Here is a 14573-nt window from a genome sequence, read left to right on the forward strand (position 1 = left end):
GTTGGTAGTGGGAAGTTTATGGGGCGTCAATTGGAGTTGGGTAAGTTGGGTGGTTATGCATTGCTTGCATTCCTCTTTGCTGTTGTTTTTCTATTTATACCGACGGAGCTTTACTATCATAATATTTATGATTGGGGAGGAGACGCTTTTCTGCTGAAGAGCGCGGCGTGTGCCGGCCTGATCATTGCCTTGGTTGTTGGATTGGTGGCCATTTGTTTCAAGTGGTTCTCCGGTTGGGCGGTTGAGAAGGTGTGCTTCTGGTTTTTTATTGCGGGTGTCTATCTATTATTTGCAGACGTGTTTGCACCCTTGCAGTTGGCACGATTGGATGGTTCTGTCGGGCTCAGTGACGAGCCGTTGATGTATACCGCTATTGAAGCGGGGTTGCTGATAGGCATCGTTCTGTTTGCTCGACAACTTAAAACGCCAGCACAGCGAAAAGCCTGTAGCGCTGTAGCAACCGTATTGATCCTGTGCTTCGTGGGATACTTTGCTTATGCAGTGAAAGTAGACTTGCCACGCCAGGCCCGCGGAGTGCCAGCGGGAGGCGAGGCGATGGAGAGTGTCCGTAGGCCTAATGTCTATCATATTGTGCTGGACGAGATGGAAACGGATTACTTTCTCGAACTGCTCAAGCACCCCGAGCGAACCAAGGCGCTTAAAGGCTTTAGCTTGTTCAAGCATAACGTGAGCAACTATCCCTATACCGATGTGTCGGCCGCGAGTTATCTGACAGGAACTGGCTTTTATTCCGGGTCATTCTCTAAGTGGGTCGGTGAGTCGGATAACAGTTTGTTAAACCTTGCTGCCAAAAGTGGCTACAGCGTCAATGTATACGCGAAGCCTGCGCTCATTCATGCTAAAGCAGCCACGACCTACACCCAGCAAGACGAAGTCTTGAAACGATACTCCGAACTAAAACATCCCTTTATCAAAGAGTTCGTCAGGCTGTGGTTCGCCAGGGTTTCCCCTAACTTCATGACGAATGCGGCATTGGAATATGGCAGTGTATTGGGCGAGGCGGCCAGCAATGTCGTTGAGTCGAACGCAACAGTACAGCCAAAGACGATCGAAGAAGGTATCGAACCTTATGCCGGTGTCTTCATGTTTGATGACGCCCTACGCACAGAAAAGGATCGGCCTGACGTTTCAAGTTATCTCTATCTGCACGCCCTGTTGCCGCATGGCCCCTATGTATTGGACGAACAGTGCAGGTACGACCCGCAGCCAGGAGAAATTGCCAATCTTTACTTGCGACAAGCGGCGTGTGCGCTGAACAAGCTTGATGAGTTCCTTGCGGAGCTGGACAGGCTCGGGCGTTTGGATGACTCGATAGTTATCGTTCAGTCGGACCACGGTGCGGGGTGGGCGGGCTTTCTGGACGGCACTAAAGAGAGTGGGTTTTACAGTTCCACCGGTGTCGAGTCTGAAAACCCGCCCTTCGACGCCTCGATTACCCCTTGGAGCAGGCAGCAGCTGGAATCACGCTCCATGGCACTGTTGATGATCAAGCCTGCCCATGCCGATCACGCCCTTGTGACAGTGGACACTGAGTCGCAACTGCTGGATGTGTACCCGACGATCGCCGATCTGGCCGGAATTGACACCTCCGGTATTCGGCTGGATGGGTTGAGCCTGGTGAGTTGTCTGTCCCCCGACACGTGTAATATTCCGAGTGGTCGAGAGCGGTTTTTCAATTTCTTTTCTACTGACGAGATTATTGCGGGAAATTATTACAAGTTTAAAGTCAGCATCAATGGGCAGGGCCGACCCCATTTCGACAGTGTTGAAAATGCCAAGGTCAAAGTTTCAGACGTTGAGTTGGGCAGTATAATTTCCTTCTCGCAATCCGGTTTTTCCGACACGTTCATCGGTCATGGATGGAGTGGCCAGGAAGGGGATCATCGTTGGACGGATGGTGCGAAGGCCGACCTTAGTTTGCCAGTGAAGCTATCCGGTAAGGCGCGTGATCTTCTGTTGCGCGTGAAAGCCGGTGGTTTCCCTGGGCGCGGAGGTTCTCAGCAGGTTGATGTGCTGGTGAATGGTGTGAAAGTTGCAAACTGGACCTTGTCGGGAGTGGGTTGGTACGAGGCCCCGATTGCGAAGCGTGTGGTAGGGGATGGTGTGCTGGGTGTTGTTTTCAAGATCAAAGATCCCACAGCTCCCTGCGAGATAAGTGCCTCGCAAGATTGTCGAAAACTGGGCATGGCTGTCCTTGAAGTCAGTGTTGCCGAACAGGGAGTGGCTCAGTAATGCAACCCGCTTTCATTATTCTTGGCGCTGGTCGCCCACACTCAGGGGAGGAGCACGTAGCGCTTCGCAGTGCGTTGGGCCCGTCCAGAGTCCTGGACTGGTTGCTGCGCGCTGTTGGTCCGATTCAGCCTGTTGTTCACTTTGTGGGTGGGTATCAGGTCGAAACCATCGAGGCGCGCTACCCCGAGTTCACTTATTGGCTCAACGGCTCATGGCAAAGTACGCGCGCGGCCTATTCGTTTCTACAGGTTGATCTGCCTTCCTTCAGTGAATGCCTGGTGTCGTATTCCGACATTCTGATACGTAAGAGCCTGGTGCCGGCGTTGCGTGCGGTCGATGCCGACGTAGTCATTGCGGTGGACTCCCACTGGCGCAAGCGTTTCTCCGGGCGGACTCAAGACGACCTGGCCCGCTGTGAAAAAGTGTGCCTGCATGAGGCGTTGGTGACCCGTCTTGGTGCCGATATTGCGTCGGACGTCGCGTCGGCGGAGTTTGTGGGCTGCGTACGATTCGGGCCTAAAGTCATCGAGATGTTGATGGGGGAGAAGGCCAGTCTGCGCCAGCGGTTGCGGCAGGGGAATTTGTCGGACCTCATTGAAGTCTTGCGAATGCAAGGTTTCACCGTGCAGGCGGTCGATGTCCATGGCGACTGGGCGGAGTTGAATGAACCGCGAGATCTGGCGCATTTCGTGCTCGGCACCAAGGCCCAGACGCTGCAGCGCTTGTATGGCATGGTCACATTGAGTCGTATCGAGGACCAAGTCAGCTTCACCGTCGCTGAATGGCGTGACGAGCCAGAGGCTGTGCTGCTGACGATTCAACGCCATTTCCCTGATCAGAACCTGGTTATTCGAAGCAGTGCGTTATCGGAGGACGGGTTTGTAAACTCCAATGCGGGCGCCTATACCAGCCTGTTGAATATCCCGGGCAGTGATTTGGGCGCCCTGCGTCGTGCCGTGGAAGAGGTCGTTGCCTCCTACCCGGACTACAACCCCGAGGACCAGGTCCTAGTCCAGCCCATGCTGGATCAAGTCTTGGCCAGTGGCGTGGTTTTTACCCGCAGTCTGAGCAGTGGGGCACCTTATTACGTTGCCAACTACGACGATGTCAGTGGTAGCACCGAATCGATTACCAGCGGTAGCAGTCGCGAACATAAAACCCTGGTCATGCGCAGAGATGCGGAAGATCACAACCCGAACATCCCAGCTCATCTGCGTTCGCTGTTACCGGCAATACGCGAAATCGAAAGCCTGTTGGGGTACGACTCGCTGGATATCGAGTTTGCCGTCACTGCCAGCGGTGGCTTGCATATTCTCCAGGTGCGCCCGATTGCAGTCGACCACTCGGGATGGAGTGGAAATGACAGCGAACTGATGGCTTTGATCGAGGAAGCCCGTCATCGCTTTTGCCAGTTACAGACGCCATCGCCCTTCGTACTGGGACACAGCGGTGTATTTGGCATCATGCCGGACTGGAATCCCGCAGAGATCATCGGTACCAAGCCCGGTCTTCTGGCCTTCAGTTTGTATCGCTTCCTGATCATGGATCAGACGTGGGCGACCCAACGCGCCGAGTACGGCTACCGGGATGTTCGGCCACAGCCCTTGCTGGTGGCATTTGCCGGTCATCCTTATGTGGATGTCCGGGCCAGTTTCAACTCGTTCGTGCCCGCGGTACTGGATGATGGGTTGGCAACCCGGCTGGTCGACTTTTACCTGGAATGGCTCAAGCAACATCCGCACTTGCATGACAAGGTCGAATTCGACGTAGTGCCTACCTGTTTTGCCCTCGACTTCGAACGCTGGGAAACTCGCCTGATCGAGCAGGGCGGTTTTTCTGTCGAGGAGTTGAGAACATTACGCGTTGCATTGCGTGATATCAGCGCCCAAGCGATTGTGCGTAACGCTGATGATTTGGCTCAGATACAGAAACTCGAAGTGCGCTATGAGCGCCTGCGGGAGTCGGCGTTGCCTCCGCTTGAGAAGGTCTGGGCGCTGCTGCATGATTGTCGCAAGTACGGCACTTTGCCCTTTGCACATTTGGCTCGCAGTGCGTTTGTCGCGGTCACGTTGCTTCGCTCAGGCGTCAGCGTGGGTGTGTTGAGCGAGGCGCAGGTCGAGGATTTCCTTGGGACAATCCGTACCGTCAGCCATCAGTTGACACAGGATGCCAAGGCTTGTGCCGGGGGGGATCTGAGTTGGGAAGCGTTTGTCGATATGTATGGGCATTTACGCCCAGGTACTTACGACATCGCCTCCCTGAGTTACCGCGCCGACCCAGAGCATTACTTAAAACCCATTGTGACCAGTGCTGTGCAATTCAACACTGCGGGTTCCAGCCATGAGGCCGCGCCTGCCGGGACGTTATGGCATGAAGCCCGTCAACGGTTTGCCGACGCGTTAAACGCCCAAGGGCTGCAATGCACGGTTGAGAGCTTGGAAGCATTTTTGCGAGGCGCCATCGAAGGGCGTGAGTATGCAAAGTTTGCCTTCAGCCGCAATTTATCTCTGGCACTGGATGAGCTCGCACTCTGGGCAGAACCATTGGGTGTCTCCCGTGAAGCGCTGGCCCACGTCAATCTTGACGACATCCTCGCGTTGCGTACAGGGTCGGTAGCGACTGCAACACCGGGCGCCTGGCTCTTGCAGCGGGCAACGGAAGGCAAGGCAATGAACAGTCTGGCATCCGCTGCCGAACTGCCGCCGTTGTTGAGTCGTGAAGAAGACTTTTCGGTCTTTCTTTATCCCTCTACACAAGCCAACTTTATCGGCAGTACCAAGGTTACAGCGTCTTGTGTTGACCTGAGCAAGTGCGATGATGATGTCGAACTGATTGGGAAAATCGCGCTGATACCCCAGGCCGATCCTGGTTACGATTGGCTGTTCGGTCGCCAGATCGCTGGGTTGATCACCATGTATGGCGGTGCCAATTCACATATGGCCATTCGAGCGGCGGAGTTTGGATTGCCTGCGGCCATCGGCGTGGGCGAAACACAATACCAGGCCCTGTCGGGGGCTCGCGTACTGGAGCTCAATGCGGCCAACCGTCTGATCAGGATCATTCGGTGATGCGTATCGCGGTCACCCAGCGTGTCGAGTGGATAGAGGGTTACGGCGAGCGTCGTGACTGTCTTGACCAGCAATGGAGCGTCCTGCTGGAGTCTTTGGGGATTGATGTCGTCCCTGTGCCCAATTTGTTGACAGCGCCCCAGGCATGGCTTGAACGCCAACGGGTTGCCGGGATTATTTTGACGGGGGGCAATGATCTTGCCCATCTACCAGGCGCGGCCCGTTCCGCGCCTGAACGCGATGCCACAGAAATCGCATTGTTGTCCTCGGCCGCTCTCCAGCGTCTGCCCGTGCTGGGGGTTTGTCGAGGTATGCAAATGCTTAACCACTTTCTCGGAGGTGGACTGGCCCCCGTACCCAATCACATTGCCGTTCGACACGCGGTGCGTGCGCTGAATAATGACGGTTTCTTCAGTGGCTACCGTGAGGTCAACAGCTTCCATGGTTGGGGGATGCAGATCAGCGATCTGGCCCCCGAGGTGTCCGCGCAGGTCTGCGCTATCGACGGTACGGTCGAAGCGTTTACGCATGACCACCTACCCTGGGTCGGGCTGATGTGGCACCCGGAGCGCGAAGCGCCCTTCCACATCCTCGACACCGAACTCATTCGCAAGCTTTTTGAATCAGGGACTATTTAATGCGAGCCATCATTCTTGCCGCAGGCCAGGGCACTCGTTTGCGCCCCTATACCAATGATCGCCCCAAGTGCATGGTCGAGCTGCTCGGAAAGCCTCTGCTGCACCGCCAGCTTGAAGTGTTGCGGGCTGGGGGGGTGGACAAGGTCGCCCTGGTTGGGGGCTATTGTGCTTCGGGCTTACAGGCGGATGACATAGAAGTCGTGCTGAACCCTCGTTACGCGCAAACCAACATGGTATCGACGCTCTTTTGTGCCGAAGCCCTGATGCCGGAAGGTGAAGATTTACTGATTGCCTATGGCGATATTGTCTACGAGCCGCGAGTGCTCGAGGCGGTATTGCGCAGTGATGCGCAGTTGTCTGTCGCCGTGGATCGCCAGTGGCGTCGATTCTGGGAGATCCGTATGGAAAATCCCCTGGCCGATGCCGAAACGCTCAAGCTCGACGCGCACGCTTGCATCGTGGAACTGGGTAAAAAACCCAATGACTACAGTGAAATCCAAGGGCAATACATGGGATTGTTCAAGGTGCGAGGCGATCAGGTGGCTGCATTCCGTGCTGCTTGGCATGCCCTGGATCGTTCGGCGCTCTATGACGGTAAAGATGTCGACAACATGTACATGACCAGTTTTATCCAGCATCTGATTGATGGAGGTTGGGAGGCCAAGGCTGCATTTACCGACAACGGTTGGTTGGAAGTCGATACGGTTGAAGACCTGGATCAATACCACCAAATGCATGAAGCCGGACAGTTGGCCTCTTTTATTCAACTAGCGGTTTAAGCATGTTCAATTCACTGCGCAAAACTTACAGGGAATGGAAAGGCTTGCAGGCCTTCAAGCGGCTGCCACAGCACCAGAGGCAACTGGTTTTCTATTCGGAGGGTCGTGGCTATTGGACTTACTTTGAGTCGGTCTTTGAGGCCTTGCGGGCCGAGTATGCGCAATCGGTGATCTACGTGACATCGGCGGAGGACGATCCCATCTTGTTGAGCCCGCCAGAAGGGCTACTGGCCTTTTATGTGGGGGAGGGCAGCATGCGCACGTTGTTCTTCTCGACACTGGATGTTCAGGTCCTGATGATGACGATGCCGGATTTGCAGAGCTTTCATATCAAGCGATCGCCCTGTCCGGTGCACTACGTCTACCTGCACCACTCGATTGTCAGCACGCACATGATCTACCGCGAGGCGGCCTTCGATCATTTTGATTCGATCCTGTGTGTCGGCCCGCACCACGTCCAGGAAACGCGTGCTCGCGAGCAGATGGCAGCATTGCCGGAAAAAACACTGGTCGAACATGGCTACGGTCGTCTGGATGCGATTCTTCGAGAAGGTAACTGCGGATCGTTGGCGCGCTCACCCGGCCAACCTGCACAGGTGCTGGTAGCGCCGACTTGGGGCGACAATGGCCTGTTGGAGTTGCATGGAGTCGAAGTCATACAGCCGCTGATCCAGGCGGGCTTTCGTGTGGTGCTACGGCCCCATCCGCGTACTCGCAAACTGCGTCCGGACGTCCTGGAAGCCATTGTCAGTCATTTTCATGGCGAGCCACTGTTTCATCTGGATGAAGACGGGGATGCGCGCAAGTCGTTGATTGAGTCGGATTTAATGGTCAGCGATTGGTCGGGCGCTGCGCTTGAGTTTTCCCTTGGGCTAGAAAGACCCACCCTTTTTGTTGATGTTGCGCGTAAAATCCTCAATCCCGCGTATGAGGCAATTAGCCATGAACCGCTGGAAGCGGCTATCCGTGAACAGGTTGGTCTCATACTCTCAGAGCATGAGTTAGCCAGTCTGGGGTTGAAAGCAACTGAATTGATCCATAACGCACGCCAGTGGCAGATGGCTATCCGCACGGCACGCGAGCGTTGGGTTTTCAATTCGGGCAAAAGTGGCAGCGCTGCTGCAGCTCATCTGATTTCTTTGCTGAATTGATATGGAGTATCTATGAACACATCACGTTTCTCGCTGGTAGCTCTGGTTTGCCTGATCGTATTGCCGATCAACGCTTTTGCTTACCTGGATCCGGGTACCGGCAGCGCGGTACTGCAAGGCATCCTGGGGGCACTTGCCGCAATCGCCGTTGTGCTCAAGCTTTACTGGCACCGCTTCCTGCGCATGCTGGGGTTGCGCAAAGACACCGTGAAAAAACAAACTCGCGGCGATACCCCTACTGAGAAATGAAGCGTCGCCGGCAGGTGGATTCAAGTCCTTGTCATTAGGATGAATCGGGCCTTTTCCGTCGCAGGTTTCCATACGCATAGTGCACTCCGCCAACTCGTGTTGGCGGAGCTGATAATCAAAGTTGCCCAATGTCTATTCAGAAAAAGAGCATGCCGAGTGTGTTTTATCTCTGGCTGCTGATGTTCATGGCGCCGTTTGCATTCGCGACTGCCCCAGCTCAGGTCTCTCCCTCCCTTGCTGACTCCAATGTGCAATTGTCGCTCGACCTGACGGCGGGCACGGTCTCGCACTGGCGTTTGCCGCAGGTGATGAATGCGCAGGGCCAGCCACAGGACCTTGCGATGCCGGCTGGTCAATTGTTCGCGCTGAAGGGGCGTCTGCAAGGAAAAACACTCGAAGAGTGGACGACCCTCGCAGGTGGTTGGAAAACCGTAGCCGCCGACAGCGGCGCGGTAACCATTGCACTCGACAGCGCAGAGTTGCCGTTCGTAATCCGCAAGACATGGCGCCTGACCAACACACCCTCGCGCGTTCGATTTGAGCTGAGCCTTCAATCACGATGGCAAGCCAAGCAGGCGCAAGACGCTTTGTGGCTTGAACTCGGCCCTGGGCTCGGCGAGCAGCCGACACACGGACTGGGCATGGGCCAAGCGATTTACTCGTTCACTGAGGTGGTTTACCGAAACGCTGAAGGTGTTTCAACTCAGCGATTGGGGCATGACGACAACGTGCGGTTCAAGCCCCCGGCGGGTCAGGGCGTAACCGAGTGGGCGGGTTTGCAAAGTCGATACTTTGCGCTACTTCTGATCCCTGAAGGGAGTACCGAGGGGCACCTTGAATGGGAAGCGCAGGCGCCAGCGACAGGCGTCGAGTATCCGCAGCAACCTGACTTTGAAACCTTGCTCAGGATAAATATCCCCCTGCCTGAAGCTCACAGCGAGTCCTCCCAAATCTTGCGTTGGGATGTGTTTGGTGGCGGCAAGTCCTATGACGTCCTGTCTGCTCAGGAACCGACACTGACCAGCTTGTTGTTTGCGGGGTTGTGGGAATGGATGCGTGCACTGATCTTGGGCATCATGTATGTCCTGGCCTTTATCCACCAGGGTGTTGGCAACTGGGGCGTCTCGATTATTCTGCTATCGATCCTGGTTCGGCTGGTGATGTATCCCGTCGCGAAGAACGCTATGGCGGCGCAGAAAAAATTTGCAGCTATCCAGGAGCGTATCCAGCCAGAGTTGCAGGAGATTCGCCGCAACTATAAAGGCGGAGAGCAAAGTGAGCGTATCCTTGAGCTGTATGAGGCACATCAAGTCAGCCCCCTGGCCGGATTGAAACCTCTTTTGATCGTGCTAATACAGATACCGATTTTTGTGGCACTGTATCACCTGCTCGGCCAAGCGTTTGAGCTTCGTAACGAGCCTTTTTTGTGGATACAGACGCTCGCGCAGCCCGACCAGCTGTTCTCGTTCGGGGTTGATATTCCATTTTTTGGAGCCTACTTCAACCTGCTGCCGGTGCTGATGGCACTGAGTACTCTGCTGAGTATCAAGTTCTCCCAAACCGTTGCGGCTAATGCAAAAGAGGCATTTCGCCAGCAATTTTTTCTGTGGCTGATGGCGTTAGTATTCTTCCTGCTGTTTTACTCATTTCCTTCCGGCATGGTGCTTTACTGGACGATGGCTAATATTTTGCAGTTTGTTCATCAACAATTGGCATCGCGTAAATGATGGAGGGCCAGATGATCGATGGGTTGTTGTTCAAGGTCCTGCCTGAGCAGGTGCCAAATAGAAATGATGCTGTGCACTTTGATACGGTTTTCGAACTATATCAATTGGCCACTACTTCGCCGGTTGCCACCGAGCGGTTACGGTTGTTGAGCTTCCTGTGCATGCGGTTGGAAATTACAGGTCGTTTGTTTGACGCTTATGGTGTTGATGGTAAAAAAATCGGTAATCAGCTCATAGATTCAGCATGGGCCGAAGTTGCGCTTGTCCTGTTGCTATTGGATTTTGTGCAGATATATGAGGCCCCAGAGCAGGCTCCATTGGCGTTCAAACGTCTGAACGCGATGTTGAAACTGACAGACTTTATCGGTACTGGCCGGGATATAAACGTTGACCTGCGCAAAGCCATCGACGCCCATGCCGAGCGGTTTCTGAATCAACATTCAAGCGCTGATACGGTTGAAACCATTGCGCCTGCAGTTTCGCGCACTGTTCCAGAGCAACAGAAAGTCTTGCCCATCACCGTACTGTTCTGGGAAGGCCCCATTGCAAGGGCCTACCTTGCAACGCTTAAAAGCATGGGTTACCGACCTGAGAAAATCATTCATTTGATCTCGGCCGTAGACCTGGTGAGCAAAAAAGTTGTCGGGGGATACCTACCAGCCTTTATTCGCGAGGGGTATGCGGCGGTACGCCAGAAAAACAGCATCCATTACTGGGCATCGGCACTCCTCAAGAAAGAACGCGTCTTGTGCGACGCCATACGTATGGCCGTAGCGGATTCGCTGTGTTTTGAGCCGCATGTCCTTGACGATGCAGTGTCGTTGTCATCCTTGCGTGAATATTGTTCTGTCGTCGAAACACTGATGATCGATAATCTCGCGGATGATCGTTTGTTCGACTACCTTGCGAAATTGCCGGAAACTACCCTGTTGTTTACAGGAGGCGGTATTGTTCCTGCCCGGTGCCTGCAGTTGCCTGCGCTGAAATTCATTCATATTCACCCCGGGTATCTACCGGATGTGCGGGGAGCCGATTGCGTACTGTGGTCGCAATTGATCAAAGGACGTACCTCCGCCAGCTGTTTTTTCATGGCGCCGGGCATTGATGACGGGGATGTCATTCTTCCGTGCTACTTGCCGAAGGTGGAGATTGCATTCAACACGTCGGCATTGCCTTCGAAGATGTTGTACCGCGCTATATATGCCTTCTTTGATCCATGGGTGAGGGCGTATGTGTTGAGGGAGGCACTCGAGGTAATCGAGGGTCTTAAGTTTGATCAAGTATTCAGGCAGGATGACTCGCTAAGTACAACGTATCATTTCATGCATGAGAGAATTCAAACAGTTTCTTTGAATAGCATTTTTATAGACTAAGCACAGCTTGCTCAAGGAGTTACACGTGAAAAAGGCAATTATTACCGGCATTACCGGACAGGACGGCGCCTACCTTGCTCAGCTGTTGCTAGAAAAAGGCTACATCGTCTATGGCACTTATCGCCGTACCAGTTCGGTCAACTTCTGGCGAATGGATGAGTTGGGCGTCACTCAGCACCCGAACCTGCATCTTGTGGAATATGATCTGACCGACCTCTCGGCCAGCATCCGCCTGCTCCAAAGCACCGAGGCTACCGAGGTCTACAACCTTGCAGCTCAAAGCTTTGTCGGCGTGTCGTTCGATCAGCCGGTGACCACCGCTGAAATCACAGGCTTGGGCGCTGTCAATCTGCTGGAGGCAATTCGGATCGTGAATCCGAAGGTTCGTTATTACCAAGCCTCCACTTCTGAAATGTTTGGCAAGGTCCAAGCGATTCCGCAGATCGAGACCACGCCGTTTTACCCGCGCAGCCCCTATGGCGTGGCTAAGTTGTACGCCCACTGGATGACCATCAACTATCGTGAGTCCTACGGCATATTCGGGGCCAGCGGCATCCTGTTCAACCATGAGTCCCCGCTGCGTGGGCGCGAGTTTGTCACTCGCAAGATCACCGACTCCGTGGCCAAGATCACCCAGGGCAAGCTGGACGTCCTGGAGCTTGGAAACATGGACGCCAAGCGCGACTGGGGATTTGCCAAGGAATATGTGGAAGGCATGTGGCGTATGTTGCAGGTCGATGAGCCGGATACTTTCGTACTGGCGACCAATCGCACCGAGACCGTCCGTGACTTCGTCTCGCTGGCATTCAAGGCGGTCGATATCCATTTGGACTGGCGTGGCGATGGCGATCAAGAGCATGCGCTAAATGCTGCAACCGGCAAAGTCGCTGTACGGGTCAACCCGAAATTCTACCGCCCCGCGGAAGTTGAACTGTTGATTGGCGATCCTGCAAAGGCCAAGGAAAAGCTGGGTTGGGAGCCTGCAACCAATCTTGAAGAATTGTGCCGCATGATGGTGGAGGCTGATCTACGTCGAAACGAACAAGGCTTTTCGTTCTGAAGCTGACAGAGCGTGTGGTTTGCGCTCGGAGCGAGCGGGCTGTTTTTTGGCCCGTTCGTCCTACCTGTGTTGTCCAGTCTAAAGGTGAATAGCCGTGAAACATGTTCTGTTAACCGGAGCCAATGGCTTTGTTGGGAAAGTTCTGCTGGAGCAGTTGTTGGCGGCTGGCTACCGGGTAAGCTGCGCTTGCACCTCGCCTGGCGCATCGCTTCGAGCGGATGTTGAGCATGTATTGCTGGATATTCGTGATGCGCAGGCCTGCGCTGCGACACTTGAGCGGATCAAACCCACTCATGTTCTACATTTGGCCGCCGTTTCTCATGTGCCGACGAGCTTTCGTGATCCATTGCTGACCTGGAATACCAACGTCCTGGGGACCATGAATCTGCTGGAAGCGATAAAGCAGAAAGCACCTGATGCGTTTGTCGTCCTCGTCAGTTCTTCCGAAGTGTATGGCGAGGCATTCAAGGCGGGCGTTGCGCTAGATGAAAGCAGTCCTTGCTTGCCGATGAATCCCTATGCAGCCAGTAAATTAGCGGCTGAGTTGGCCGGCGAGCAGTATTTTCGGCAAGGCGTCCGAGGGGTAATTGCACGTCCGTTTAACCATATCGGCGCGGGGCAGTCACCCGACTTTGTCACTGCTTCGTTTGCCCGGCAAATTGCCCTGATCGAGAGCGGTAAACAAGCACCGGTCATACAGGTTGGTAACTTGGATGCCTACCGGGATTTCCTGGATGTGCGCGATGTCTGTTCGGCTTACCTGCAGTTGCTGACCCTCAGCGAGCAGTCGGGTTACCCACGTCTTTTCAATATTTCCTCCGCAAATGCCTGTCAAATTCGCAGCGTCCTGAACGAGCTTGTCGGTCAGAGCCGTCAGAGCATCGCTGTCGAGTTGGATCCTCAGCGCTTGCGCCCATCGGATATTCCATTTGCCGTTGGTAACAGTGATCGCATGCGTGATGTTCTGAACTGGCAGCCGACTATTTCGTTGAAGGACACACTGGCGTCGCTGTTAGTGGACTGGCGATCCCGTGTGGAAACCGAGCAGTGAACGTGCTGATGGGCGCCGAGTCGCTGCGTCCGCCCTTGACCGGGATAGGAAACTACACGCTTAACCTTTTGCGTGAGTATTCTAGGGTGCCTGATGTTGGGGCCACGTGTTGTTTTGACGGTCATCGGTTCTTACCTGCGGCAGATTTGTTGGCTGGGCTTGACTCAGCCTCTGCGCCCTCAGGTGGCACGCGCTCAGGCGTGTTGGGGTATCTGCGTAGAACGTTGCGTGCTGCACCGTTGGCCTATCAACTGAAGTCGATGGTCTCGAATACGCGATTCAAGCAAGGCGCTCAACGCTGCCGGAATTTCGTTTATCACGAACCTAACTTCATCTTGAGGCCCCATGATGGGCCCAGTGTCACAACGGTGCATGATCTCTCGTTTATTCGCCATCCCGAATTTCACCCGGCCGAGCGTGTGGCCTGGTTGAGTCGTCAGCTCCCGAAGACACTGGCTCGGGCGGACTTCGTCATTACCGATTCCGAAGTGGTGCGCCGTGAGCTTATTTCACAATTCAACATTCCGTCAGCCAGGGTCAGGGCCATTTATCTGGGGGCCGATGAGCGTTTCATGCCGCGTTCGGCACAACAGAGCGAGGCGGTACTGGCCAAGTATGGCTTGGTGCATGGTGCCTATCTGGCCTATGTAGGGACGATCGAGCCGCGCAAAGGGCTGTCGATTCTATTGGATGCGTGGCAGCGCCTGTCTGCGGATGTGCGCCGCGCCTGGCCTTTGGTTATCGCCGGTGCACCAGGTTGGCTCAATGCTGATTTGATGGCGCGCATTCAAGTACTGCGTGCCAAGGGGGAAGTGAAGTTTCTGCAATTTGTGAGCGCTCAGGATTTACCTTTTATATACGCCGGTGCCAAAACCTTTGTCTTTCCCTCTTTGTACGAGGGGTTTGGGCTGCCGGTGCTTGAGGCGATGGCGAGTGGCGTACCGGTTATTTGCGCTGGGGGTACCTCCATGGCTGAATTTGCCGAGGACGCCTGTACGCTATTCGAGGCCGGGGACGCCGAAGCCCTGGCGACAGCTATTTCCCGACTGCTTGAGGATTCAGGACTGCATGAAAGAATGGTGCAGGTGGGTCAGGCCAGGGCCAGCCAGTTTTCATGGGCGCGTTGTGCGCGAGAAACGCTACAGGTTTACTCAGAAGCCGCAGAAACATAGCCGTGAGCTGGGGGGGCATGATTAATGGATATTGTTTTAGCTGGAACGGCGC

General features: G+C 54.7%; 11 protein-coding genes. All 11 read left to right on the forward strand.

Annotation, left to right across the window (positions count from 1 at the left end):
- Positions 1–18 precede the first annotated feature (18 nt).
- The 11 genes from ACP7C6_RS10990 to ACP7C6_RS11040 all read left to right on the forward strand — a co-directional run bounded on the left by ACP7C6_RS10990 (position 19) and on the right by ACP7C6_RS11040 (position 14521).
- Complete coding sequence (locus ACP7C6_RS10990) at positions 19–2253, forward strand: sulfatase-like hydrolase/transferase (protein ID WP_426108698.1); 2235 nt, start codon at positions 19–21, stop codon at positions 2251–2253.
- Positions 2253–5321, forward strand: coding sequence for a PEP-utilizing enzyme (locus ACP7C6_RS10995; RefSeq protein WP_426108699.1), 3069 nt, complete (start codon positions 2253–2255; stop codon positions 5319–5321). The genes ACP7C6_RS10990 and ACP7C6_RS10995 overlap by 1 nt, the downstream gene beginning before the upstream one ends.
- A complete protein-coding gene (locus ACP7C6_RS11000) occupies positions 5321–5959 on the forward strand; it encodes a gamma-glutamyl-gamma-aminobutyrate hydrolase family protein (protein ID WP_028617456.1) in 639 nt (212 codons plus the stop codon). The genes ACP7C6_RS10995 and ACP7C6_RS11000 overlap by 1 nt, the downstream gene beginning before the upstream one ends.
- The gene (locus ACP7C6_RS11005) at positions 5959–6738 is read left to right on the forward strand and encodes an NTP transferase domain-containing protein (protein ID WP_122687286.1); all 780 of its coding nucleotides are present in this window, start codon (positions 5959–5961) and stop codon (positions 6736–6738) included. The genes ACP7C6_RS11000 and ACP7C6_RS11005 overlap by 1 nt, the downstream gene beginning before the upstream one ends.
- A 2-nt stretch (positions 6739–6740) precedes the next feature.
- Positions 6741–7889, forward strand: coding sequence for a CDP-glycerol glycerophosphotransferase family protein (locus ACP7C6_RS11010; protein ID WP_122687287.1), 1149 nt, complete (start codon positions 6741–6743; stop codon positions 7887–7889).
- 12 nt (positions 7890–7901) lie between these two features.
- Entirely contained in the window at positions 7902–8138 is a 237-nt protein-coding gene (locus ACP7C6_RS11015; RefSeq protein ID WP_122687288.1) for a hypothetical protein, read from the forward strand.
- Between the two features lie 128 nt (positions 8139–8266).
- Complete coding sequence (gene yidC, locus ACP7C6_RS11020; protein WP_028617454.1) at positions 8267–9865, forward strand: membrane protein insertase YidC; 1599 nt, start codon at positions 8267–8269, stop codon at positions 9863–9865.
- 11 nt (positions 9866–9876) lie between these two features.
- A complete protein-coding gene (locus ACP7C6_RS11025; RefSeq protein WP_028617453.1) occupies positions 9877–11238 on the forward strand; it encodes a hypothetical protein in 1362 nt (453 codons plus the stop codon).
- A gap of 25 nt (positions 11239–11263) precedes the next feature.
- Positions 11264–12298: a GDP-mannose 4,6-dehydratase gene (gmd, locus tag ACP7C6_RS11030; protein WP_028617452.1), complete on the forward strand. Its 1035-nt coding sequence runs from the start codon at positions 11264–11266 to the stop codon at positions 12296–12298.
- Positions 12299–12392: 94 nt separating this feature from the next.
- Positions 12393–13349 (forward strand): GDP-mannose 4,6-dehydratase, encoded by a 957-nt coding sequence (locus ACP7C6_RS11035; RefSeq protein WP_126570595.1) that lies wholly within the window; start codon positions 12393–12395, stop codon positions 13347–13349.
- Positions 13346–14521 (forward strand): glycosyltransferase family 4 protein, encoded by a 1176-nt coding sequence (locus ACP7C6_RS11040; RefSeq protein WP_311893360.1) that lies wholly within the window; start codon positions 13346–13348, stop codon positions 14519–14521. The genes ACP7C6_RS11035 and ACP7C6_RS11040 overlap by 4 nt, the downstream gene beginning before the upstream one ends.
- The last annotated feature ends 52 nt before the right edge of the window (positions 14522–14573 follow it).

Origin of the sequence: Pseudomonas sp. TWR1-1-4 (assembly GCF_049897165.1) — a bacterium.
GTDB classification, from domain to species: Bacteria; Pseudomonadota; Gammaproteobacteria; order Pseudomonadales; family Pseudomonadaceae; genus Aquipseudomonas; species Aquipseudomonas canadensis.

What these genes read in the sequence shown, in the direction of transcription:
- yidC (WP_028617454.1), top strand. Translation starts at nt 8,267, where the DNA reads ATGTCTATTCAGAAAAAGAGCATGCCGAGTGTGTTTTATCTCTGGCTG.
- ACP7C6_RS11005 (WP_122687286.1), top strand. Translation starts at nt 5,959, where the DNA reads ATGCGAGCCATCATTCTTGCCGCAGGCCAGGGCACTCGTTTGCGCCCC.
- ACP7C6_RS10995 (WP_426108699.1), top strand. Translation starts at nt 2,253, where the DNA reads ATGCAACCCGCTTTCATTATTCTTGGCGCTGGTCGCCCACACTCAGGG.
- ACP7C6_RS10990 (WP_426108698.1), top strand. Translation starts at nt 19, where the DNA reads ATGGGGCGTCAATTGGAGTTGGGTAAGTTGGGTGGTTATGCATTGCTT.
- ACP7C6_RS11025 (WP_028617453.1), top strand. Translation starts at nt 9,877, where the DNA reads ATGATCGATGGGTTGTTGTTCAAGGTCCTGCCTGAGCAGGTGCCAAAT.
- ACP7C6_RS11015 (WP_122687288.1), top strand. Translation starts at nt 7,902, where the DNA reads ATGAACACATCACGTTTCTCGCTGGTAGCTCTGGTTTGCCTGATCGTA.
- ACP7C6_RS11010 (WP_122687287.1), top strand. Translation starts at nt 6,741, where the DNA reads ATGTTCAATTCACTGCGCAAAACTTACAGGGAATGGAAAGGCTTGCAG.
- ACP7C6_RS11000 (WP_028617456.1), top strand. Translation starts at nt 5,321, where the DNA reads ATGCGTATCGCGGTCACCCAGCGTGTCGAGTGGATAGAGGGTTACGGC.